Source organism: Myxococcus sp. RHSTA-1-4, from assembly GCF_020037125.1.
Lineage (GTDB): Bacteria > Myxococcota > Myxococcia > Myxococcales > Myxococcaceae > Myxococcus.
In genome coordinates this window covers 190074-210904 of record NZ_JAIQDG010000001.1, presented here as the reverse complement: position 1 = coordinate 210904, position 20831 = coordinate 190074, and the positions used below count along the sequence as shown (strand labels likewise).

Below are 20831 nucleotides of genomic sequence, written 5' to 3'. Positions count from 1 at the left end.
CCTGAAGGGAGAGGGGGGCGGGCGGGCCGGCGAGCCCCTTCGTCGCGGTGCATGGGCAGGCGGCCATGCGCAACGTGAGCCCATATGGGTCTGGCCATCCAGCAGGAGGAGTTCCATCCGGAGGACTACGAGCGCTTCGCCCGGCGGCTGAAGGAGAGCCTGGAGGCGCTGCGCGTGCTGCTGGCGCGTCCGGGCTTCGGGGTGGGCCGGTGCACCATCGGCGCGGAGCTGGAATTGCATCTCGTGGACGCCGCGGGCTTCCCGCTGCCGGTGAACCGGCAGGTGCTGGCGCGGACGATGGACCCGCGGGTGACGCTGGAGCTGGACCGCTTCAACCTGGAGGTCAACCTGCGCCCGGGGCCGCTGGCCGGCCAGCCCTTCACCGCGCTGCGCGCGGAGTTCGAGGACACGCTGGGCGAGGTGCGGCGCGCGGCGGCCACGCAGGGCGCGCGGGTGGCCGTCATCGGCATCCTCCCCACGCTGCGCGAGGCGGACCTGGGCAGCGGCGCGTTGACGGGGCTGCCCCGCTACCGCGCGCTGTCGGCCGCCATCCGCGCCCGCCGCGCCTCGCCCTTCCAGGTGTCCATCCATGGGCCGGAGGACTCGCTGGCGCTCAGCTGGGACAACGTGACGCTGGAGGGGGCCAACACGTCGCTCCAGTACCACCTGCGGGTCGCACCCGGTGACTTCGCGCGGACGTACAACGCGGCGCAGCTCGCCACGGCGCCGGTGCTGGCGGTGTCCGGAAACTCGCCGCTCTTCCTCGGACGGCGGCTGTGGGACGAGACGCGGGTGGCGCTCTTCCGCCAGGCGGTGGATGACCGGGGCGAGCCGGGCGAGGGGGGCTTCCAGCCGCACGCGCGCGTGTCCTTCGGGCACGGCTGGGTGCGCGAGGGCGCCCATGAGCTGTTCGCCGAGTCGGTGGCGCTGCACCCGCCGCTGCTGCCGGTGCTGGGGCGCGAGTCGCCGCTGGAGTGCGTGAAGGCGGGCGGGCTTCCGGGGCTGGACGAGCTGCGGCTGCACCAGAGCACCGTATGGACGTGGAACCGGGCCATCTACGACCCCAAGGACTCCGGCCACCTGCGCATCGAGCTGCGTGCCCTGCCCGCGGGGCCCTCGGTGGTGGACATGGTGGCCAACGGCGCCTTCCTGTACGGCCTGACGCTGGCGCTGGCGGAGCAGGTGGACGCGCTCCTGCCCGCGCTGCCCTTCGTCCATGCCTCCGGCAACTTCATCCGCGCGGCACGGCAGGGCCTGGACGCGGAGCTGCTGTGGCCCGCGGACGCGGCGCCCAGCCCCCGTCCCGTGCCGGTGGTGGAGCTGGTGCCCCGGCTGCTGCCGGTGGCGCGGCGGGGACTGGTGGCGGCCGGGGTGGACGCGGCCGAGGCGGACGCCCTGCTGGCCGTCATCGAGCGGCGCGTGGCCCTGCGGCGCACGGGGGCTCGCTGGCAGTGGCGGATGCTGGCCCACCTGGAGTCCCACATGCCCCGGTGGGACGCGCTGGCGGCCATGCTGGAGCGCTACCTGCGCCACGCGGACTCGGGAGAGCCCGTCCATACCTGGCCGGTGGAGTAGGCCGCGTCCTCCGTCACGAAGCGGATTGCGGCGGATTGCGCATCGCGGTGAATATCCGCGCGCCGGGTGCGTCAGCGGGCTGGCTGTGCACCTGCTCCGACCCGAATGACCTCCCGGCCACGCATGGTCCGACTCCTCCGATTGCTGCCCCTGCTGCTGTTGAGCGCCTGCACCACCCTGCGCGGCCGCGCCGATGACCTGGCCCGCAAGGGCCAGTTCGTCGAGGCCGCCGCCCTCTACGACGACCTCGTCCGCAAGAGCCCCTACGAGCAGGAGCTGGTCACCGTCCGCGATGACCTGCGCTGGAAGGCGCTGGAGCAGCTGTTGGGCAACGCCCGGCGCTACCGCATGGAGGGCAAGGACGAGAACGCGGAGGACCATCTGCTGCGCTTCCTCGACCACCGGGCCGAGTGGAACTCCAAGTTGAACGGCGCGCTGGAGAGCTCCCTGCTGGAGGAGATGGGCGGAACGCACCAGCACCTGCGCCAGCTCATCGGCGCCCCGGCCCGGCAGGGGCTGGCACTGACGGCGGAGCACGCCCTCGTCCGGAAGCGGCCGCTGCTGGCGCACCGGGAGATGGCCGTCATCCAGCGGGAGATGGAGAGCGTGGTGCTCCAGAGCGGCAAGGAGACCTGCCAGCGGCTGAGGGGCGTCTCCTCGGAGGATGCCCCGCACTGGAAGGAGCTGGTCTTCCGCTACTGCGGCCGCTGGCGGGAGTACGCGCCCCAGCCCCCTCCGGCTCCGGAGCTCTTCGGCCCTCCCGGGTTCTCCGGCGACGTGGACGGCTTCGGGCCCGCGCAACTGGACCTCCTGCGCGACAGGCTGACGCGGGCCTTCGAGTCCTCGCCCTGGTTCTCTCCCGGCGCCACCTCCCGGGTGGACTTCTCCCTGGCGGGGCGCTTCTCCACGCGCAAGGACAGTCAGAACGTGGAGCTCACCGCGCCGTACACCGAGAAGGTGCCGTACACGGACCACGAGGAACGCACGCAGACGATTGAAGAGCCCTACACGGAGGAGGAGGAGTACACGGACAGCAAGGGCGAGAAGAAGACGCGCACCGTCAAGAAGGTCCGCAAGTACACCCGCACCTATACCGTGCCCGTCACGAAGTACCGCGACGTGGCGAGGACCTTCGAGTACCGCGCGCTGCGCCTGTCGGTGGACCACCGGCTGGCCCTGTCCTCCTCCGGGGTGCTGGACTCGCGGCGCGGCCCCGTCACCGCCGTCCTGGAGGACCAGTTCTCCGAGTCCGGCTACGAGCACGACGTCACCTTCCATGACGCCCACGTCACGCCGAAGCGGGTGAGCTTCACACCACCCCACGCCTGGGCCGATGCGCGGGTGGAGGCCATGGGCGCGCTCTTCTCGAAGCGGCTCGTGGAGCACTGGCGCGAGTCCTACTGCTCCACGCCCGCACTCACCTTGGATGACGCGGCCCGCTGTGCACGCGCGGGCACCACGCTCCCTACTCCTGCTTACCAGGTTCTGTCGGAAATCCTTGGGGATGATGCGGCGCGGGTGCCATCGCTCTTCGCGTCACAATGACGCGGTGTGCGGCGTGCGTTGGCCAGGTGCCGGTGTCATTCGAGACTGTATGGATTGTTCGGGAAATCTGACGTGAAATACCCACGACATTTCCACCCAGAGGACCGTATGCATCCAACCGAAGTCCGTAGTCGCCTCACCCGAAGGACCCTCGCGATGTGGATGGCTTCTTCTCTGGCGCTCGCGGGTTGCGGCGAGCCGGGGGGGACGGAAGCCCAGGGAGCCGCCGAGCCGTACGCGGTGGAGTCGCGGCAGCTGAACGCGTCGTCGTCCGACGAGGCCCTCGTCGCCGAGCGCCGTCTCATCGTGTATCAGACGACGTCCCTGACGCTGTACGCGGTGGCCAGCGACGGGAGCACGCGGATGCTCGCGCAGCGCAGCGGCGCTCCGGTGATGTCTCCGGATGGCCGCCAGGTGGCGTACTCGAAGCTGCCGGACACGTACAAGGCGGGTGACCCGGTGGTGCGCGCGGACCTGCACGTGTTCGACCTGAAGTCCGGCCTCGTCCAGCAGCTGACGCGCGGCTACGACGACGTCGAGCCGGTCTGGACGCCGGACGGGCGCAGCCTGCTGTTCCAGTCCACGCTGCGCTCGGGGACGCCGTCGCTCTGGGCGGTGCGGGAGAACGGCACCGGCCTGCATCAGTTGACGAACGGGGCCCAGGTCCAGGTGGAGGGCGCGTCCCTCGTTCCCAACCCCGCGTCGAGCGGCACGGTGCAGTGGTCGCCGGACAACCAGCGCCGCCTCATCGTCTACAGCACCACCAGCCTGACCAACGGCGACGTGCGCGTCATCGACTTCAGCCGCTCGCTCGAGGTGCAGTCGGCGTACAGCCTGGGTGTGGGGCACTCGCCGCGGTGGACGGAGAACGGCACCGTCGTCTTCGCGCGCAACGAGGGCGAGAAGGTCATCTACATCGAAGTGAGCGTGGACTGAGGTGACGCGCGGGCCGCGAGGCCGGTCGCGGCGGGGGCTGGCGGTACGGCAGTGCAAGCAGGATGAAGTGAAGTGAAGTGGCCGCAGGCGGGCCAGCGCGGAAGCAGCGGAGCGCGGGCGCCCGAGGAGAGGGGCAACGGAGGCCCTCTCACGCCGCGGCCGGCTTCACGCCCCGCTCGCGGGGACTCTCCCGACAGGGTGCGTGGTGGGGCCTCAGCCCTCGTCCTCGGCGCTCTTGCGCAGGCCGAGCATGCGTCGCAGCTCGCGCGCGGACTGGCGGCTCACCTCCACCGTGTGGCCCCGGGCGGTGCGCGCCAGGTAGCCGCCCGTCTCCAGCGGCTCCAGCCGGGTGACGTGCGAGAGGTTGAGCAGCGCGCGGCGGTGGACGCGGTGGAAGCGCTCCGGGGGCAGCTTCTCCGCCAGCTCGTTGAGGGTGAAGTCGGTGAGGAAGTCGCCCTGTCCGGTGAACACCGTCACCAGCTCGTCCTCCAGCGCCGCGTGGGAAATCGTCTCCGGGTCCACCAGGACGATGCCCTGGCGCGTGGGGATGGGCAGCCGCGCCAGCCCCCGCGCCACGGTGCCGCTTCCGGGGCGCTCGGCGGGGGCCTGTGCCTCGGCCTTCGCGGACTCCCTCGGGGCCGGCGCGGCCTCCATGCGCGAGCGCGCGCGCTCCAGCGCCTTCTGCAGGCGCGCGGGCTCCACGGGCTTGAGGACGTAGTCCACGGCGCCATGGTTGAAGGCGTCCACGGCGTGCTCGGCGTGGGCGGTGCAGAGGATGACGCGCGGGCGCCCTTCCGGCAACAGGGCCAGGGCGTCCAGGCCGCTGAGGCCGGGCATGTGGATGTCCAGCAGCACCACGTCCACGCCGCCGGCGCGCACCGCGGTGAGGACGGCCTCGCCGTCCGCGGCCTCGCCACACACCTCCACGCCGGGGAGGGCGGTCAGCAGGCGCGACAGGCGCTTGCGGGCGAGCAGCTCATCGTCGGCGACGAGGACACGCAGGGGCGGGCTCACGTGAGGACTCCAGGCAGGGGACCCGAGCGGGGCAGGGTGACGGTGACGCGGGTGCGGCCCTCGGTGCTGGCGAGCGCGAGCCGGGCCCGGCCGCCATAGGCCAGGGCCAGGCGCCGCTCCACGGTGGGCAGGCCGGCGCTGCCCTCGCGGGGGCCCTTGGAGGCGCCGGGGTTTTCAATGGCCACCTCCACCGCGTCGTCGCGCACGGCGACGTCCAGTGTCAGGCGGCCGCGGTGGCCGGCGGCGGGGCCGTGCTTCACGGCGTTCTCCGCGAGCGGCAGCAGCGCCAGCGGGGGGACGGGCACGTCCCCCAGGCCGGTGGAAGGAACGTTCATTCCAAGCTGGAAGAGGTCCGGGTCTCTCAAGAGGTGCAGGTCGAAGAGGGTGCGAATGAGCTCCAGCTCCTGGGACAGCGGCCAGGTGGCGCTGCGCACGCCCGCGAGCACCGAGCGGAGCATGGTGGACAGCCGCAGCACGGCGGCCTCGGCCACGGCGCCGTCCTCGCGGCACCACTCGGCGATGGCGTTGAGGGTGTTGAAGAGGAAGTGCGGGTCCAGGTGGCTGCGCAGGGCGAGCAGCTGCGCCTGCTCTGCCTCCAGCGCGAGCCGCGCGGCGCGGGCGCGCTCCTTCGTGAGGCTCTCCTCGAAGCCGATGTCGCGGCCCAGGCCCCATCCCCCCACGAGGAAGAGGGCGCCGCAGATGGCGAGGTTGAAGCGTTGGGTGAGGAAGGTGGGCCCCATGCCCAGCAGCTTCGGCAGCACGAAGCCGGAGGTGAGCACCACGCCGCTGCCCACGGTGGCGTAGAGGAGCAGGCGGATGCCGCCGTGGCTCAGGTCCAGGCCCTCCGGGAAGAGGACGCGGTAGGACACCGGCGCCACGCCCACGAAGAGCAGGCACATCAGGATGCCCAGGTAGAGGGCCAGCGGCTCGCGGCTGAAGTGCACCTGGGCGGCGACGAGCGGCGTGGCGACCAGGAGGATGGGCAACAGCCGCCGGGGCTCCACGAGGGCCCTCAGCGTGGCTCGGACGATGGAGGCTTCCGGCGGCTCCGACATGCTCCGGCGGAAGCCTACACCGGAGGGGCCGCTACCGCGCGGGGGCCTGCTCCAGCTCGGTCTCGGAGACGTCGAGCACCATGCTGCCCACCAGGACGATGGGGAAGAGGAGGATGGCGGCGAGGACGAGCAGGGGGGAGGGGAGGGTGAACATGGTGGGCTCCTGACTCCGGGAAGCATGCCTTGCCAGTCTGACGTGTCTTCCCGCGCTTTGCTGACGCCCCCGGCCCGAGCGGTCGCTACCTGACAACGAGCGGTCGCCCCGTCTATTTCGGACTCATGTCTCCGACGCCAGGGCATCCCCGAGCAGGGCCCCGTTGCGGATGCAGTCGTTGATGCCGATGCCCTTGTAGGCATTGCCCGTCAGGTGCAGGCCGGGCCAGCGCTGGAGCGCCACGTCGATGGCGGCCACGCGCTCCAGGTGTCCGACATTGTACTGGGGGATGCCCGCCGGCCAGCGGAAGACCTGCGTGAAGGACGGTGCCGCCGTCACCCCGGCCAGCGCCTTCAGCTCCTCGCGGGCCAGCGCCACGAGCGCCGCCTCGTCCAGCTTCACCAGGTCCGGCTGTCGCGCCCCGCCCACCATGCACGAGTAGAGCACCCGCCCGCCCTCCACGCGGAAGGGGAACGTGGTGGACACGTGGATGGAGCCCAGCAGTCGCCGTTTCTCCACCCGGGGCACGAGGAAGCCGAAGCCGTCCGGAGCGGGCGTCGTCCCCGGGTCGAAGCCCAGGTGCACCACGGCGATGGGGGCGTACTCGATTTCGCCCACCTTCGCCGCGAGCGTCGCGTCCAGGGGTTGCAGCAGCCGCGTCGCCACGTGCGCCGGCACCGCCAGCACCACCTGTTCCGCGGTCAACTCCGAGCGACGCCCGTGCTCCTCCACCATGAGCCGCCAGCCGCCCTCCACCCGCTCCAGCCCCTCCACCTTCGCGCCCACGCGGGCCACGTCTCCCAGCGACGAGGCCAGCGCGTCGATGAGAGCCTGCAGGCCTCCCTCGAACGAGCTCAGCGCGCCGCTCAGCTTCGGCGGCGCCGCGGTGCCTCCCGTCACGCCGGTGCCCGCGGGCAGCGCCTTGCGCTGCGCCTTCTGGGTGCGGATGGCTCCGAGGATGAGGCTGCGGTGCTCGCGCTCCAGCTTCACCAGCGGAGGGAAGGTGGCCGCCACGCTGAGCCGCTCCACGTCGCCCGCGTAGATGCCCGTCTGCACCGCGTCCAGCAGCACCTCCGTGGCCATGCGGCCCAGGTGACGGCGGCCGAACTGCGCCAGCGACTCGTCGACACCTTCCGGCGCACGGCCGGTGAACAGCTCGCCCATGACACGCAGCTTCGCGCCCAGCGGAAGGATGTCCGAGCCCAGGAACGCGGGCGGTGACGCGGGCACGGCCCGCAGCCGGCCCCGCGTGTACACATAGCGACGCTTCGCCGCCGCGTCCGCGGCCCGGATGCGGCCCTCCAGGTTCAGCGCCGCCGCCAGCTCGCGCGTGGCCGGCTCGCGGTCCAGGAAGCTGTTCGGCCCCTGCTCCACGAGGTACCCGTCACGCGCGTGTGTCCCCACCGCGCCACCGAGCCGCGCCGAGGACTCCAGGAGCACGGCATCCCTACCGCGCGACCGCAACCGGTGCGCTACGGCCAGCCCGGAAATTCCTCCTCCCACGACAGCGACCTTCATCGGGTTGTTCCTCCGTGGGCACTGCATTCGAGCGTCATTGTGCAAGCCTCACCCGCGAGCACTGCTTCCGGTTACCACCATGCATTCCCCACCCGCAGTCGCCACTCGTCAACAGGCGCGTTTTGCCTGCGCGGTCCATTCGGCGCGTTAATGCCTCTCATGCGCTACGTCATCACCGGAGCGAGCAGGGGTATTGGTCTCGAATTCGTCCAGCAGCTCTTGCGGCGAGGGGACACCGTCGACGCGGGAGTGCGCTCTCCCGAGGGAGCGCGGCGGCTGGCGCCACTGACACGGGAGGTGGGCAATCGCTTGCGCATCCACGCACTCGACGTGGAGGACGATGCCAGCATTCGCGCGTTTGCCGCGGATGTCTGTTCTCAGCCGGTGGATGTGCTCATCAACAACGCGGGTGTGCCCGGCCTGTGGTGTGCCTTTCCGGACGTGGACTATGCGGACATGGCGCGCACCTTCGCCATCAACGCGCTGGGGCCCCTGCGCGTGACGAACGCGCTGTTGCCCGCGCTGCGCCGGGGTGCCTTGCGGAAGGTGGCCCACGTCAGCTCGCGCATGGGCTCGCTGGCGGAGAACACCGACGGTGGTGCCTACGCGTACCGCATGTCCAAGGTGGCGCTGAACATGGGCGTGCGCTCCCTGTCCCACGACTTGCGCGGCGAGGGGTTCATCACGGTGATGCTGCACCCCGGCTGGGTGCAGACGGACATGGGAGGCCCGCAGGCGCCGCTGCCGGCGCAGGACTCCGTGCGCGGCATGCTGCACGTCATCGACGGGATGGGGCCGGAGCACAGTGGCCGGTTCTACGACTACCAGGGCTCGGAGCTGCCCTGGTAGCCGCCGGGCGGGTTACGGGTAGAGCATCTCCGTGCGCCAGCCGGCGCCATCGCGCAGGTAGACGTGCCGGTCATGAAGCCGGCTGGGGCGGGCGTGCCAGAACTCGATGCGGTCCGGCACCACGCGGAAGCCGGACCAGTGCGGGGGGCGGGGCACCTCGCCTCCGGCGTGCCGCTGCTCCACCTCGGCGACCCGCGTGTCCAGGATGTCCCGGGACGGCAGGGGACGGCTCTGGAGGCTGGCCCACGCGCCCACCTGGCTGCCGCGCGGCCGGCTCTGGAAGTAGGCATCCGCCTCGGCATCGGACACGCGCTCCACGCGGCCCTCCACGCGCACCTGCTCCTCCAGCGGCTGCCAGTAGAAGCAGAGCGCGGCGTGCGGGTGCGCCAGCAGCTCCTGCCCCTTGCGGCTCTCGAAGTTGGTGAAGAAGACGAAGCCGCGCGTGTCGAAGTCCTTCAGCAGCACCACGCGCGCGCTGGGGCGCCCGTCGTCTCCCACGGTGGCGACCACCATGGCATTGGGGTCCACGGCAATGGCCTTCTTCGCCCGCTCGAAGAGGGCCGCGAAACGCTGGATGGGGTCCGGTGGAATCTGCACGGGCGGAACATAGGGGACGTCCGACCCAGGCGCACGTTCGCGGTTGACTCGTCCGTGCCAACCGTCAATGTGGACACATGAAGATTCTCTTCATCTCCTCGGAGGTGGCCCCGTTCTCCAAGACGGGGGGCCTGGGGGACGTGGCCGGGGCGCTGCCCGCCGCGCTGGCCTCCCTGGGCCATGACGTGAAGGTCGTCACCCCGCGTTATCGCGATTTGCGCGAGGCGGAGCGGCTCACCCCCACCGGCCAGTCGCTGGTGGTGCGCTTCCCCTTCGGGGAGATGTCCGGGGCCATCCTCTCCGCGCGCCTGTCGGAGAACCTGGAGGTGCTCTTCCTGGAGAACGAGTTCTTCTTCGGCAACCGGCACGGCCTGTACGGCGACGCGTGGGGCGAGTTCGGGGACAACGCCCGGCGCTTCGCGTACCTCTCCGTGGGCGCGCTCCAGGCCGCGCAGCGGCTGCGCTTCGTCCCGGACATCATCCACGCCAACGACTGGCAGACGGGGCTCGTCCCGGTGGCGCTCCAGCGCGGCTTCCGCTCCACCCCGCTGGCCCGCGCGAAGAGCGTCTTCACCCTCCACAACCTGGCCTACCAGGGGCAGTTCCCCAAGGACGTCATGGGCGACCTGGGCCTGCCGTGGGATTTGTTCGTCGCCGAGGGCGGCCTGGAGTTCTACGACGCCGTCAACTTCCTGAAGGGCGGCCTCGTCTTCTCCGACGCGCTCACCACCGTGTCGCCCACCTACGCCCGGGAAATCCAGACGCCGGAGCAGGGCTATGGGCTGGACGGCCTGCTGCGCCGCCGCTCCCACCGGCTCCACGGCATCCTCAACGGCATCGACGCGCACGAGTGGGACCCCCAGGCGGACCCCTTCCTCCCGGCGCGCTACGGCCCGCGCGAGCTGGAGGGCAAGGCGGTGTGCAAGCGCGAGCTGCTGGCGCGCTTCGGGCTGCCGGACGGGGACGCGCCGGTATTCGCCATCGTCAGCCGGCTGGCGTGGCAGAAGGGCATGGACCTGCTGCTGGACGTGCTGCCCACCGCGCTCCAGGCGGACATCCGCTTCGTCGGCGTGGGCAGCGGCGAGGGCCACCTGGAGGACGGCCTGCGCGCGTTGCAGGCCCGTTACCCGAAGCAGATGGCCGTCCACATCGGCTTCGACCCGGCGCTCTCCCACCTGGTGGAGGCCGGGGCGGACTTCTTCCTCATGCCCAGCCGCTACGAGCCGTGCGGGCTGAACCAGATGTACTCGCTGCGCTACGGCACCGTGCCCATCGTCCGGGCCACGGGGGGGCTGGTGGACACCGTGGAGGGGGGCCTGGAGGGCAACGGCCTGCTCTTCGAGGCCTTCCACCCGGCCGCCCTCCTGGCCGCCCTCCGCCGGGCCCTGGCCCTCTACGCGGACCCGCCCCGGCTGGGCGAGTTCCGGCGCCGGGGCATGGAGAAGGACTTCTCCTGGAGCGCCTCCGCCCGGAAATACGAGGCCCTCTATACCGGCCTCCGCGCTGAATAGTGGGTGCGGACGGAAATTCGCAGTAGGCTTGCGCCGTGGCGGAAGCTCCGGACCTGGGCGGTTACGAGGTGGTTGGCCGACTGGCGGTCGGCGGCATGGCGGAGGTGTACCAGGCGAGAGCCCGGGCCACCACGCAGCGGTCGCCGGGTGAGCCGGACGAAGTCGTCATCAAGCGGCTGCACCCGTCGTTCCGAAACGACACCGCGTACGTGAAGGCCTTCGTCGACGAGGCGAAGCTGACGGTGCGCCTGCGCCATCCGCACATCGTCCGCACCTTCCGCCTCTTCAAGGCGGGGCCGGACTACCTGATGGTGCAGGAGCTCGTGAGTGGCCGGACGCTGGGCTACATGCAGGAGCTGCTGCTGAAGGCCGGCGCGGCGATGCCGCCCGAGTCCGCCCTCTACATCACCTGGTGCCTGCTCAAGGCGCTGGACTACATCCACCGGGCGAAGGTGGGGGAGAACGGCGCCACCATCGTCCACCGCGACGTCAACCCGGCCAACGTGCTGCTGGGCGTCAACGGTGACGTGAAGCTCACCGACTTCGGCGTGGCGGAGGTGGAGGGGATGATGCGCGGCGACTCGGGCGCGCTGCGCGGCACGGTGCCGTACATGAGCCCGGAGCAGGTGCTGGGCATGCCGGTGGACGCGCGCTCGGACCTGTACGCGGTGGGCGTCATCCTCTGGGAGCTGTGGGCCAACCGCCGGCTGCACTCGGGCGACAACGAGGCGGAGCTGATGCACAAGGTGCGCGACGCGCGGGTGCCGCTGCTGTCGACGGTGGCGCCGGACCTGCCGGACTACGCGGTGCAGGTGGTGCGCAAGGCGCTCTTCGCGGACCGGGCGCGGCGCTTCCAGACGGCCGCGGAGTTCATCAAGGCGCTGGAGGCGCTGTCGCGCCGCGCGGGCTGGCCCCTGACGGTCGAGGCGCTCCAGCCTCTGCTGGGCGGCTGATGCGCGCGCGCCGGGCCGTGCTGGCGCTGCTGTGCGGCGGCGTCCTGTCCGGGTGCCTGGGCTCGGTGCCCTTCCGGCCCCGCGCCTATGACGAGGCGGTGCGCGTGGAGTCGGTGGCCGTGGACTTCCGGCCGGAAGGCTCCGGGGTGCTCGACCTGGCGCTGGAGGTGAGCAACCCCTCCTCGGACGCGGCCACGCTGGCCTCGGTGGACTTCGAGCTGCGGGTGGACGGGCGGCGCGTGGCGGTGGGCTCGCAGCAGGTGGCCTCGGCGTTGGGGCCGGACGCGCGGCTGCCGCTGCGGGTGCTCTTCCCGCTGGCCACCGACCCCGTCACCGGCGCCGGGGCGGACGCCGGGGCGCCGGCGCTCCGGAACGTCACGGTGCGGGGCGGGGTGGTGCTGCGCTTCGGCGGTACGGAGCGGCGAGCCCCCTTCCAGGACGAGCGCAGGCTGCGCCTGGACTGGGTGCCCCCGCCCCAGGGGCCGGACGCGGACTGAGGCTTCAGCCCTTGGCGGAGGAGGCCGGCTCCGGGCGCGTGTCCCGGGCCGCGGGCTGACTGCCGCTGTCGCGCGAGGCGCCGTCCCGGGGCTCCCGTCCGTCCTTGGTGGCGGCGGACTTCAGGCGGGTCATCCGCACACGGTCGATGCGCGGGCCCTCCTTGGTGGCCACCACGAACTGCCAGCCGTTGTAGGTGAAGCGCTCGCCCACGTCCGGCAGGTGGCCCGCCAGCGACGACAGGTAGCCGCCCAGCGTGTCGAACTCGCCCTCGGGCAGGGGGAAGCCGAAGGCCTGGGTGAAGGCGTCCACCTCCAGCGCGGCGTCCACCAGGAAGCTGCCGTCGGCCAGCTTCTCCACCAGCTTCTCCTCCACCTCGAACTCGTCGCCGATGTCGCCGACGATTTCGCGGAGGATGTCCTCCAGCGTGACGATGCCCATGAAGCCGCCGTACTCGTCGACGACCATGGCCATGTGAATCTTGCGCTTCTGCATGTCCCGCAGCAGGTCGCCGATGGGCTTCAGCCAGGGGACGAAGTGCGCGGGGCGGATGATGTCGTGGAGGACGATGAGCTCCGGGTGCTGGAGCAGGGGGATGATGTCGCGCGCGTGCAGCACGCCGATGATGTGGTCCACGTCGTCCCGGTAGACGGGGATGCGCGAGTGGTTCTCCTCGGCGAGCAGCCGCAGCAGCTCCTCGGTGGAGACGGTGCTGTCCACCGTCACCACGTCCGTGCGCGGCACCATGACGTCGCGGCAGCGCTTGTCGGACAGCTCGAAGATGGAGCGGATGAGCTGTGGGGCGCTCTTGTCCACCTCGTTCTTCGCGGCCTGCGCGGCCAGCAGCTTCTCCAGCTCCTCCAGCGGCGGGGGCGGGGGCTCGAAGCGCAGCGTGCGGCCGAAGGTGCGCGCCATCAGGTTGAGCACCCCCAGCGTCAGCCGCATGGGCGGGTAGAGCACGGCCACCAGCAGCGACACCAGGCCGGACAGCCGCAGCGCCCAGCGCTCCGGGTTGGCGTTGGCCAGGCCGCGCATGGTGACTTCCATGAGGCTGGCGAGCACGCCCACGAAGAGGGCGCCGGCGGCCACGGTGGCCACGGGCAGCCAGGCCGCCTCGCCATACCGGGTCATGTCCAGCATGCGCGGCGGGACGAAGGCGCCGATGGCGGCGGCGAGGAAGCCGCTGAGCAGGGTGCCCAGGCGCAGCGCGGTGGCCGTGGCCTCGCGGTTCGTCTTGTGGCGGTACACCCGGCGGCTGGCCGAGCCCGGCTGGGACTCCGCCAGCTCCTGGGCGCGCAGGTCCGACGTTCCGTAGAGCGCGGACTCCGCGGCGGCGACCAGGGCCCGGACGAAGCACAGCGCCAGGCAGGCGACCCAGAGGGTCCAGGTAGGCATAGAGCCACTCTCTTATCCCGTGCTAGGGGTACGTACCACTGCGCCGGAGCCCTGATGCCCGCTCGAATGTATTCCGTTGGAGCACTCCTGGCCCTCCTCGTCCCGGCCCTGGCCGGCGCCTGGCCCGTGGACCTGGCCGTCTCCCTGGAACCCGGGAAGGAGCGGTTCCACAAGCTGGCCGCCGTGGACTGGGTGGAGGTGGAGGACGCCTCCGTGGCCACCGCCGAGCTGCTCCCCGGGAGCAACGAACTGTTGCTCACCGGGCAGTCGACGGGACGGACGCTCCTCCTCCTGTATGCCGAGGGGCGCTTCGCCGTGTGGCGCCTCACGGTGGGCACGCCGCCGCCGGAGGACCCCGCGCCCCGGCTGGCCGCGGCGCGCAAGGCGTGTCCGGACCTGAAGGCCACCGAGGGCGCCGAGCGCGCCCTGTCCGCCACCGTGAAGGACGCCGGGTGCCGCGCGGTGCTCCTGGAGTACCTGCGCACGGACGCGTACGTGGCGCGGGAGCTGGAGCTGACCTTCGACGTGCCCGTCCTCCAGGAGCAGCTCGCCTCGGTGGGGGCGGCGCTCCAACCCCTGGGGTTGGAGGCGCGCTACAGCGGGGCGGGGCTGGTGCTGTCGGGCACGGCCACGCCGGAGGTCCACCGCCGCGCGCTGTGGGAGTTGTTCCGCCGCTCCGTGGGCCGGGTGCCCCTGGAGGACCGGGTGGAGGTGAAGGCGCCCGAGCCTCCCCCCCCGGCTCCGGACGCGGGCCCGGCGGTGAAGGCGGAGGCGCCCATTCCGGTGGAGGTGCTGCCTCCGCCGCCGAAGCGGAATCGCAAGCGCTGAGCCGTGTGGCTCGCGCTGCGCTCACGTCGGCGTCTTGAGGTATGACGGCGGCGTCTTCGAGGGGAGGAGCCCGATGATGTCCGTGGTCCGGCTGACTTCGCAGGCGCTGGTGCTGGGCCTGTCGCTACTCGTGCCCGTGGGAGCGCTCGCGCAGGATGAGGGCGAGGCGGTGCCCACGCTCGACCTGGAGCCGGAGCGCGGCTGCCCCGCGCGGCCGGACCTGGTGCCCTTCACCTCGCGCTCCGTGGTGGGGCTGCCCGGCGCGGGCTGGGTGGTCCACCAGGCCGTCATCCCCGACAAGAAGGACACCTTCTTCCCGGGCGTCGAGGCCGAGCGTCCCGGCGTGAAGCTGGTGCCGTCGGAGGTGGACGTGCGCAAGCTGGGCGCGCCGGACCCGAGCGTGCCGCTGTGGGTGTTCGGCAAGGCGGACGCGGCGCCCTGCCGCGCGGTGCCCACGACGTGGTGGGCGGTGCGCATGGGCACGGACGAGGAGCGCAAGACGTACCTCATGGCGGAGCTGCAGATGGAGTGCGACGTGCTGCCTCCGGGCCGCCTGTCCGGCACACCGGTGGCGGTGCGCCAGAAGGACGCGCCCACCGGGTGCAAGCTGCGCCGCGCCAACGACAACAGCACGGGCAAGGCGGGCATGGGCCTGCCGCTGGAGTTGGTGGACTTCGTGCCCGTGCGTGAGTGCGAGGCGCCCGAGTGCGTGCGCCTGTGGGAGCGCTTCAGCAGCCAGTGGACCGACGGGAGCGCGGTCCATGACCTCACGGTGTCGTGGATGGAGCGCAAGGGGAAGAAGGACCCGTGCGACTGGGCCACGGAGGACCTCACCCTGTTGCTGCTGCGCCCGCCCGGAGCGCTGGCCCCGGCGCCGCTGAAGGGCGGTGGCTCCTACTTCGGCACCCTCTATGACGCCAGCGGCCCACGCACGGTGCTCAGCCGCCACCTGGGCGTGCTCTACGCCCATGACGTGGCGAAGCCCAATGCGGCGCCCAAGGCCATCCGCTACGCCAGCCCCACGGAAGAGGACCTGCTGACCGCGAAGCGCACGCTGTCTCCGTGCAAGAAGCGCTGAGGCAGGCGGTCTCTCGGGACTTGAAGGCCCGGGCCCGTCCTCCAGCACGCCCCACCGGCGGGCATGCACGGCCATCCGCCGGGCGCGTGCGCGTGCCCTACCGTTGAAGGCCATGAGCCCCCTCTCCCTCCCCGCGAAGCTGCGTTCCTGGCTCGGCTCGAGCCCGCGCGCTGTTCCCGTCCTTCTGGTGGTGTCCTCCTATGGCCTCGTCGCGCCGAGGCCCCGCCGCGTGCGAGCGCTCGCTCTCGGGCCCACGCTCCTGGGGCTCGCATCCCTGGGCGTGCTCGGCTGGAGGGCCGCTCAGGCGTGCAGGCCCCAGGCGAAGGCGCTCGCTTCAGCGCGCCCCCGGTCCGCTTTCGCCTTCACCTGGCAGATGACCGAGGAGTTCACCACCGCCTCCGTCGCGTCCGGGCACTGAAGCCTCGCGACTTTCTCGGCCCGTGAGCTGCGCGTGCCCTCACGCCGTGGGGGACGCCGCCTCCGTCCACTTTCCGCGGCGGGTGGGCTCCTTCAGCGCCTTGGCGAGCGCCGTCAGGAAGCGCTTGCGCGGCCAGGACTCCGCGCCGAAGCGCGCCAGGTGCTCGGTCTCCACCTGGCAGTCGATGAGCTGGAAGCCCCACGTCTTGAAGCGCTCCACCGCGGTGACGAAGGCCACCTTCGACGCGTCCGGCGCCAGGGCGAACATGCTCTCACCGAAGAAGGCCGCGCCCAGCGACACGCCGTAGAGGCCTCCCTTCAGCTCGCCCTCCGCCCAGGCCTCCACCGAGTGCGCGAAGCCCAGCTCGTGCAGCGTGACGTAGGCCTGCAGCATCTCGTCGGTAATCCACGTGCCGGACTGGCCGGGACGTGGCACGCGGCCGCACTCGGTGATGACTCGCGCGAAGGCCGTGTCGTAGCGCACCTCGTAGGCGCCGCGGGCCATCGTCTTGCGCAGCGAGCGGCCCACGTGCAGCTTGTCCGGCTCCAGCACGAAGCGTGGGTCCGGCGAGTGCCAGAGGATGGGGTCCCCCTCGCTGTACCAGGGGAAGATGCCACGCGAGTACGCGGCCAGGAGCCGCTCCGGCCGCAGGTCTCCTCCCACCGCGAGCACGCCGCTCTTGTCCGCACGCTCCGGAGGAGGAAACAGCTCCGGGTGCTCGTCACTCAATAGGTAGATGGGCACGAGACACCACTCTACCGGGACACGTTCAGCTTCACCTCTCCAGACAGCGAGTAGGGGACGCGCAGCAGGAGGCCCGTCAGCTCGCCCGTCACCCCGTACGGCAGGACGCCCTTGGAGATGAGCTCATTCACGTCCGGCCCCCAGGTGTCCTTCGTCACCGCCACCTCCACCGGGTACACGCCCGTGGCGGACGCATCCACGCTGTCCGCCTGGGCCAGCGTGCCGCTGTCCAGCGTCTTCCCCGCCACGGAGACCTGCCACGTCAGCTTGTCCAGCTTCAGCGGGAAGGGGTTGGGGTTCTGCACACCCAGCCGGAGGTTGAGCTGGACCTCCTCGGGGGAGTAGCGGGCCCCGTCCAGCTCCGCCACCACCACCTTGGGAAGCCGGGGCACGCGGGCCGCGCGGCTGGCGGCGAAGGGGAGCTTCTCCTCCTGGTCTCCCGAGCGGACCACCAGGGTGCCGCGCAGCGCCAGCAGCAGGGTGCCGCCCTGGGCGCTGAGTCGCGCCAGGTCCTCCTCGCTCTTCACATAGGGAGCGTGCTCCTCGAAGGAGAAGTCCGCCGGGACGCCGGGCTCCAGCGGGACGTCCAGCTTCGCGGTGCCCGTCTTCAGCACCTGCCCATCGGAGACCAGCTCGTAGTCGGCCCGCTCCAGGACTGCGGGGGCGGGGCTGGCCACCTGGGCGCGGTAGCGCAAGGTGGCCTCGGTGAGTCCCTGGGACACCACGGTGGTGTCCTGGGACGTGAGGACGGCGGGGCCGGAGGGCTTCGTGGGGGCCGAGGCGCACCCCAGGCCGAGGGCGAGCAGGGCGGCCAGACGGAACAAGGGCGAGGTCGAGCGCATCACGATGGACATTGTCGCCAGCACCGGGGCCGCCCCAAGGACTTTTCCGCTAGACTGTCCACCACTCGTGGTCCCACGCCGCCCCAACTTCAACAAGACGGTTCGCGCCCTCATCCGGGACATCTCCGAGAAGATGCCGGAGTTCGCCCATGTGAAGTCGGGCCGCATCCTGGTCGTCGCCGGGGAAGCACGGCGGGCCTCGCGGGGCACGGTGAAGCCGCTGTGCTTCCGGGGCGGCAAGAGCACGGACCGCACCGGCCGCCGCAAGCCCGTCATCCGCATCCGCGGCAAGCGGATGCTCTACGCCATCACCCTGCGCCCGCTCTTCTTCCGGGGCTCCACCGCCCGAGCCCGCGTGGAGACGGTGCTGCACGAGCTCTTCCACCTGTCGCGCCGCTTCGACGGGACGCTGCACTCCGGCCGGCGCCACGCGGTGCTGGGCAAGTCCTTCTCCCGCAAGCTGCGGCCGCTGGTGCGCCGCTACCTCAAGCTGTGCCCGCCGGAGCTGCTGGCCGCCCTCGCCTACTCCGGCGAGGTACGCGTCCTCCAGTGGCTGGAGCGCCCCGGCCATGCCTACGTCCCCGGCACCCACCGCCGCGTGCGCAAGGTCTACACCGAGGACCAGCTCTTCTACGGCATCGCCCGCATGGTGACGCCCAAGCCCCGCATCGCGCGCGAGTCCTCCGCCCGCGTGAAGGTCCACTGAGAAGCGCCGCGATTCCTCCCCGCGGGACGGGCGCCCCTTTCGCGCTGAGAGCGCGTGCCTCCTCACCGCCGGCGCAGCGCGGTGGGCGCGGCGATGCCCAGCGGGGGCGTGGCCTCGGACGGGAGGGGCTCCGGGTGGAACGTGGCGGCGGGCTCCAGCGACCAGCCCGTCTTCAGCCCCACCACGAACCAGGCCAGGAAGCCCACGCCCAGGGCGAAGATGGTGTCACCCGGCGCGCGCAGCCAGCGCAGCGTGTCCATCAGCGGCGTCTGGAGGAACTCCGCGCTGCGCGCCCACCACGTGCCCTGCTCGATGGCCGCCTGCGTCTGGAGGATGCCGATGGGCAGCATGGACAGCACCACCATCAGCACCAAGCCTCCGTTGAGGCACCAGAAGCTCCAGGCCAGCGTGCGCGTGCGCCACCGCGCCTCCGGCCGCGCCATCCGCAGCGTGAAGAGCATCAGCGCGATGCCCAGCATGCCGTACACGCCGAACAGCGCCGTGTGGCCGTGGACCGGCGTCAGGTTGAGGCCCTGCATGAAGTAGAGCGCCACCGGCGGGTTGATGAGGAAGCCGAACACGCCCGCGCCCACCAGGTTCCAGAAGGCCACCGCCACGAAGTAGAGGATGGGCCAGCGGTAGCGCTCCATCCATCCCCCCAGCTTCGACAGGCGCAGGTGGCTCCACACCTCGCGGCCCACCAGCACCAGCGGCACCACCTCCAGCGCGCTGAACGTGGCGCCCAGCCCCAGCGCCGACGACGGCGTGCCGGAGAAGTACAGGTGGTGGAACGTGCCGATGATGCCGCCCGCCAGGAAGATGATGGTGGAGAAGAGCACCACCGGCGTGGCCACCTTCGCGGACAGCACGCCCAGCCGCACGAAGAGGAACGCCATCACCACCGTGGCGAACACCTCGAAGAAGCCCTCCACCCACAGGTGCACCACCCACCAGCGCCAGTACTCCACCATGCCCAGGTGGCTGCGCTGCCCGTACATCAGCCCCGCGCCGTAGAAGGAAGCGATGGCCAGCGAGGACAGGACGAACAGCAGGATGAGGGGCCGGTTCTCCGACGGCTTCTTCAGCGCGGGCCAGATGGAGCGCGCGGTGAGGAACAGCCAGACGAAGAGGCCCACGAAGAGGAAGAGCTGCCAGAAGCGGCCCAGGTCCACGTACTCGTAGCCCTGGTGGCCGAACCAGAACCAGAGGTCCCCGCCCAGCCGCTGCTGCACGCTGGCCCACTGGCCCACCATGGCGCCCGCGACGATGATGACCAGGCACACGAAGAGGAAGTTGACGCCGAAGCGCTGGAAGCGCGGCTCCACCCCGCTCACCGCCGGGCCCACGAACAGGCCGGTGGCCAGCCACGCGGTGGCAATCCAGAAGATGCCGAGCTGCGTGTGCCAGCTCCGCGTCACCGCGTAGGGCAGGTACTTCGCCAGCGGCACACCATAGAAGCCGTCACCCTCCACGCCGAAGTGCGCCGTGACGCCTCCCAGCACCACCTGCACCAGCATCAACGCCACCACCACCAGGAAGTACTTGCCCGTGGCGCGCTGGCTCGGCGTCAGCACCATGCCCAGGAACGGGTCCTTCGCGGGCGGCGTCTCCTCGGGCTCCTCGGCCTTGCGGCTCACGTACCAGACGAGCGCGCCCACCGCCGCCAGCAGCAGCACCACGGAGATGAACGTCCACATATACGCGGCCGCCGTGGGGACGTTGCCCACCAGCGGCTCGTGCGGCCAGTTCTGCGTGTAGCTCACCGTGTCGCCGGGCCGGTTCGTGGACGCCACCCAGCTCGTCCACCAGAAGAAGGCGTTGAGGTCCTCCAGCTTCGCGGCGTTTGTCAGCGCGCCCTCGGGGATGGCGTAGGCTTGCCGTCCCTTGGAGAAGACGTCCGTGTAGTGCGCGGCGTTGGCGCGGTAGGCCTCGGCGCGCAGCGGGTCCACCGTCACCGTGCCCGTGGCCGCGTCATGGGTGTTGGTGCGCATCACCCCCTGGAGCCGCGTGCGCAGGGCCGCCTGCCGCTCCGCCGGGGCCGCCTCGTAGCCAGCCAGGCCCTCCGCGCGGGCCCACGCGTCCAGGATGAAGAGGCTCTCGCGGTGCAGCCAGTCCGCGCTCCAGTCCGGCGCCACGTAGGCGCCGTGGCCCCAGATGGAGCCCACCTGCTGCCCACCGATGGACTGCCACACGTTCTGTCCGCGCTGGATGGCCGCACCCTCGAGGAGCAGGGTGCCGTCCGGCGTCGTCACCCGCTCGGGGATGGGCGGCAGCGTCCGGGAGATGTGCACGCCCTCCCGGCCGAGGACGAAGAAGGATACGAGCATGACGGCGCCCAGTAGCGCCCACAGCTTCTTGTGTTTCATGGAAGCGGCTCCAGCAAAGGGGGTGTGGCGGTGAGGCTTCTGGCCACCCCTTGAGCAAGGGGCGTTCCACGCGCGCTTCCTCCCGGTGCACCCGCGCTCCCCGCCGCGCGGGCCGCAGTCCGTGCGTTCCCGGCCCCCGGAGCGCGCAAAAGATGCATCTAGAATGCTTGTTTTAGCCCGTTCCCGTTTCCTCACCGAGTGGCGCGAGGCGGCGAGGTGTCCTGGCACGTCTGTCGCAGCAGGGGCCCTCGT

20 protein-coding genes are annotated in these 20831 nt (G+C 71.5%); 11 read left to right on the top strand and 9 right to left on the bottom strand.

The window, feature by feature from the left end; genetic code table 11:
* The first annotated feature begins 84 nt into the window (after positions 1 to 84).
* The 3 genes from K8638_RS00860 (at position 85) to K8638_RS00850 (ending at position 4056) form a co-directional block, all read left to right on the top strand.
* Positions 85 to 1575: a glutamate--cysteine ligase gene (locus K8638_RS00860; protein ID WP_223752443.1), complete on the top strand. Its 1491-nt coding sequence runs from the start codon at positions 85 to 87 to the stop codon at positions 1573 to 1575.
* Positions 1576 to 1698: 123 nt separating this feature from the next.
* Entirely contained in the window at positions 1699 to 3120 is a 1422-nt protein-coding gene (locus K8638_RS00855; protein WP_223752442.1) for a hypothetical protein, read from the top strand.
* Positions 3121 to 3282: 162 nt separating this feature from the next.
* Entirely contained in the window at positions 3283 to 4056 is a 774-nt protein-coding gene (locus tag K8638_RS00850) for a hypothetical protein (RefSeq protein ID WP_223752441.1), read from the top strand.
* Positions 4057 to 4269: 213 nt separating this feature from the next.
* On the opposite strand, the gene K8638_RS00845 is transcribed toward K8638_RS00850, so the two are convergent.
* The 4 genes from K8638_RS00845 to hemG form a co-directional block, all read right to left on the bottom strand.
* Positions 4270 to 5070, bottom strand: a complete 801-nt coding sequence (locus K8638_RS00845; RefSeq protein WP_223752440.1) for a response regulator — start codon at positions 5068 to 5070, stop codon at positions 4270 to 4272.
* Positions 5067 to 6125 (bottom strand): sensor histidine kinase, encoded by a 1059-nt coding sequence (locus tag K8638_RS00840; protein WP_223752439.1) that lies wholly within the window; start codon positions 6123 to 6125, stop codon positions 5067 to 5069. Before K8638_RS00840 ends, K8638_RS00845 begins: the two co-directional genes overlap by 4 nt.
* Before the next feature lie 31 nt (positions 6126 to 6156).
* Entirely contained in the window at positions 6157 to 6279 is a 123-nt protein-coding gene (locus K8638_RS44455; RefSeq protein ID WP_255662292.1) for a hypothetical protein, read from the bottom strand.
* A 123-nt stretch (positions 6280 to 6402) separates the two neighbouring features.
* Positions 6403 to 7824 carry a protoporphyrinogen oxidase gene (gene hemG, locus K8638_RS00835; RefSeq protein WP_370643891.1) on the bottom strand — a complete coding sequence of 474 codons (1422 nt, stop codon included), beginning with the start codon at positions 7822 to 7824 and terminating at the stop codon, positions 6403 to 6405.
* Positions 7825 to 7956: 132 nt separating this feature from the next.
* Here hemG and K8638_RS00830 point away from each other — a divergent pair, with 132 nt between their 5' ends.
* Positions 7957 to 8646 carry an SDR family oxidoreductase gene (locus K8638_RS00830; protein WP_223752437.1) on the top strand — a complete coding sequence of 230 codons (690 nt, stop codon included), beginning with the start codon at positions 7957 to 7959 and terminating at the stop codon, positions 8644 to 8646.
* 12 nt (positions 8647 to 8658) lie between these two features.
* On the opposite strand, the gene pdxH is transcribed toward K8638_RS00830, so the two are convergent.
* On the bottom strand, positions 8659 to 9243 hold the full coding sequence (gene pdxH, locus K8638_RS00825) for a pyridoxamine 5'-phosphate oxidase (RefSeq protein WP_223752436.1): 585 nt from the start codon (positions 9241 to 9243) through the stop codon (positions 8659 to 8661).
* A gap of 77 nt (positions 9244 to 9320) precedes the next feature.
* Between pdxH and glgA the strand changes: the two genes are divergently transcribed.
* Genes glgA through K8638_RS00810 form a run of 3 tightly spaced genes read left to right on the top strand, consistent with a single transcriptional unit; the run spans position 9321 to position 12204 of the window.
* Positions 9321 to 10754: a glycogen synthase GlgA gene (gene glgA, locus K8638_RS00820; protein WP_223752435.1), complete on the top strand. Its 1434-nt coding sequence runs from the start codon at positions 9321 to 9323 to the stop codon at positions 10752 to 10754.
* Between the two features lie 35 nt (positions 10755 to 10789).
* The gene (locus K8638_RS00815; protein WP_223752434.1) at positions 10790 to 11707 is read left to right on the top strand and encodes a serine/threonine-protein kinase; all 918 of its coding nucleotides are present in this window, start codon (positions 10790 to 10792) and stop codon (positions 11705 to 11707) included.
* Positions 11707 to 12204, top strand: coding sequence for a hypothetical protein (locus K8638_RS00810; RefSeq protein ID WP_223752433.1), 498 nt, complete (start codon positions 11707 to 11709; stop codon positions 12202 to 12204). Before K8638_RS00815 ends, K8638_RS00810 begins: the two co-directional genes overlap by 1 nt.
* A 4-nt stretch (positions 12205 to 12208) precedes the next feature.
* On the opposite strand, the gene K8638_RS00805 is transcribed toward K8638_RS00810, so the two are convergent.
* Positions 12209 to 13597, bottom strand: a complete 1389-nt coding sequence (locus K8638_RS00805; RefSeq protein WP_223752432.1) for a hemolysin family protein — start codon at positions 13595 to 13597, stop codon at positions 12209 to 12211.
* 54 nt (positions 13598 to 13651) lie between these two features.
* On the opposite strand from K8638_RS00805, the gene K8638_RS00800 reads away from it, so the two are divergent.
* The 3 genes from K8638_RS00800 to K8638_RS00790 all read left to right on the top strand — a co-directional run bounded on the left by K8638_RS00800 (position 13652) and on the right by K8638_RS00790 (position 15921).
* Positions 13652 to 14425, top strand: a complete 774-nt coding sequence (locus tag K8638_RS00800; protein WP_223752431.1) for a hypothetical protein — start codon at positions 13652 to 13654, stop codon at positions 14423 to 14425.
* 73 nt (positions 14426 to 14498) lie between these two features.
* Positions 14499 to 15503, top strand: a complete 1005-nt coding sequence (locus tag K8638_RS00795) for a hypothetical protein (protein ID WP_223752430.1) — start codon at positions 14499 to 14501, stop codon at positions 15501 to 15503.
* Positions 15504 to 15615: 112 nt separating this feature from the next.
* A complete protein-coding gene (locus tag K8638_RS00790) occupies positions 15616 to 15921 on the top strand; it encodes a hypothetical protein (protein WP_223752429.1) in 306 nt (101 codons plus the stop codon).
* Between the two features lie 39 nt (positions 15922 to 15960).
* Here the strand turns inward: K8638_RS00790 and aat are convergent, their stop codons facing one another.
* Positions 15961 to 16665 (bottom strand): leucyl/phenylalanyl-tRNA--protein transferase, encoded by a 705-nt coding sequence (gene aat / locus K8638_RS00785; protein ID WP_223752428.1) that lies wholly within the window; start codon positions 16663 to 16665, stop codon positions 15961 to 15963.
* Between the two features lie 11 nt (positions 16666 to 16676).
* Entirely contained in the window at positions 16677 to 17519 is an 843-nt protein-coding gene (locus K8638_RS00780) for an LEA type 2 family protein (protein WP_223752427.1), read from the bottom strand.
* A 55-nt stretch (positions 17520 to 17574) separates the two neighbouring features.
* Between K8638_RS00780 and K8638_RS00775 the strand changes: the two genes are divergently transcribed.
* A complete protein-coding gene (locus K8638_RS00775) occupies positions 17575 to 18213 on the top strand; it encodes a hypothetical protein (protein WP_223752426.1) in 639 nt (212 codons plus the stop codon).
* Positions 18214 to 18275: 62 nt separating this feature from the next.
* Here the strand turns inward: K8638_RS00775 and K8638_RS00770 are convergent, their stop codons facing one another.
* Positions 18276 to 20579, bottom strand: a complete 2304-nt coding sequence (locus tag K8638_RS00770; protein ID WP_223752425.1) for a nitric-oxide reductase large subunit — start codon at positions 20577 to 20579, stop codon at positions 18276 to 18278.
* Positions 20580 to 20831: the final 252 nt, after the last annotated feature.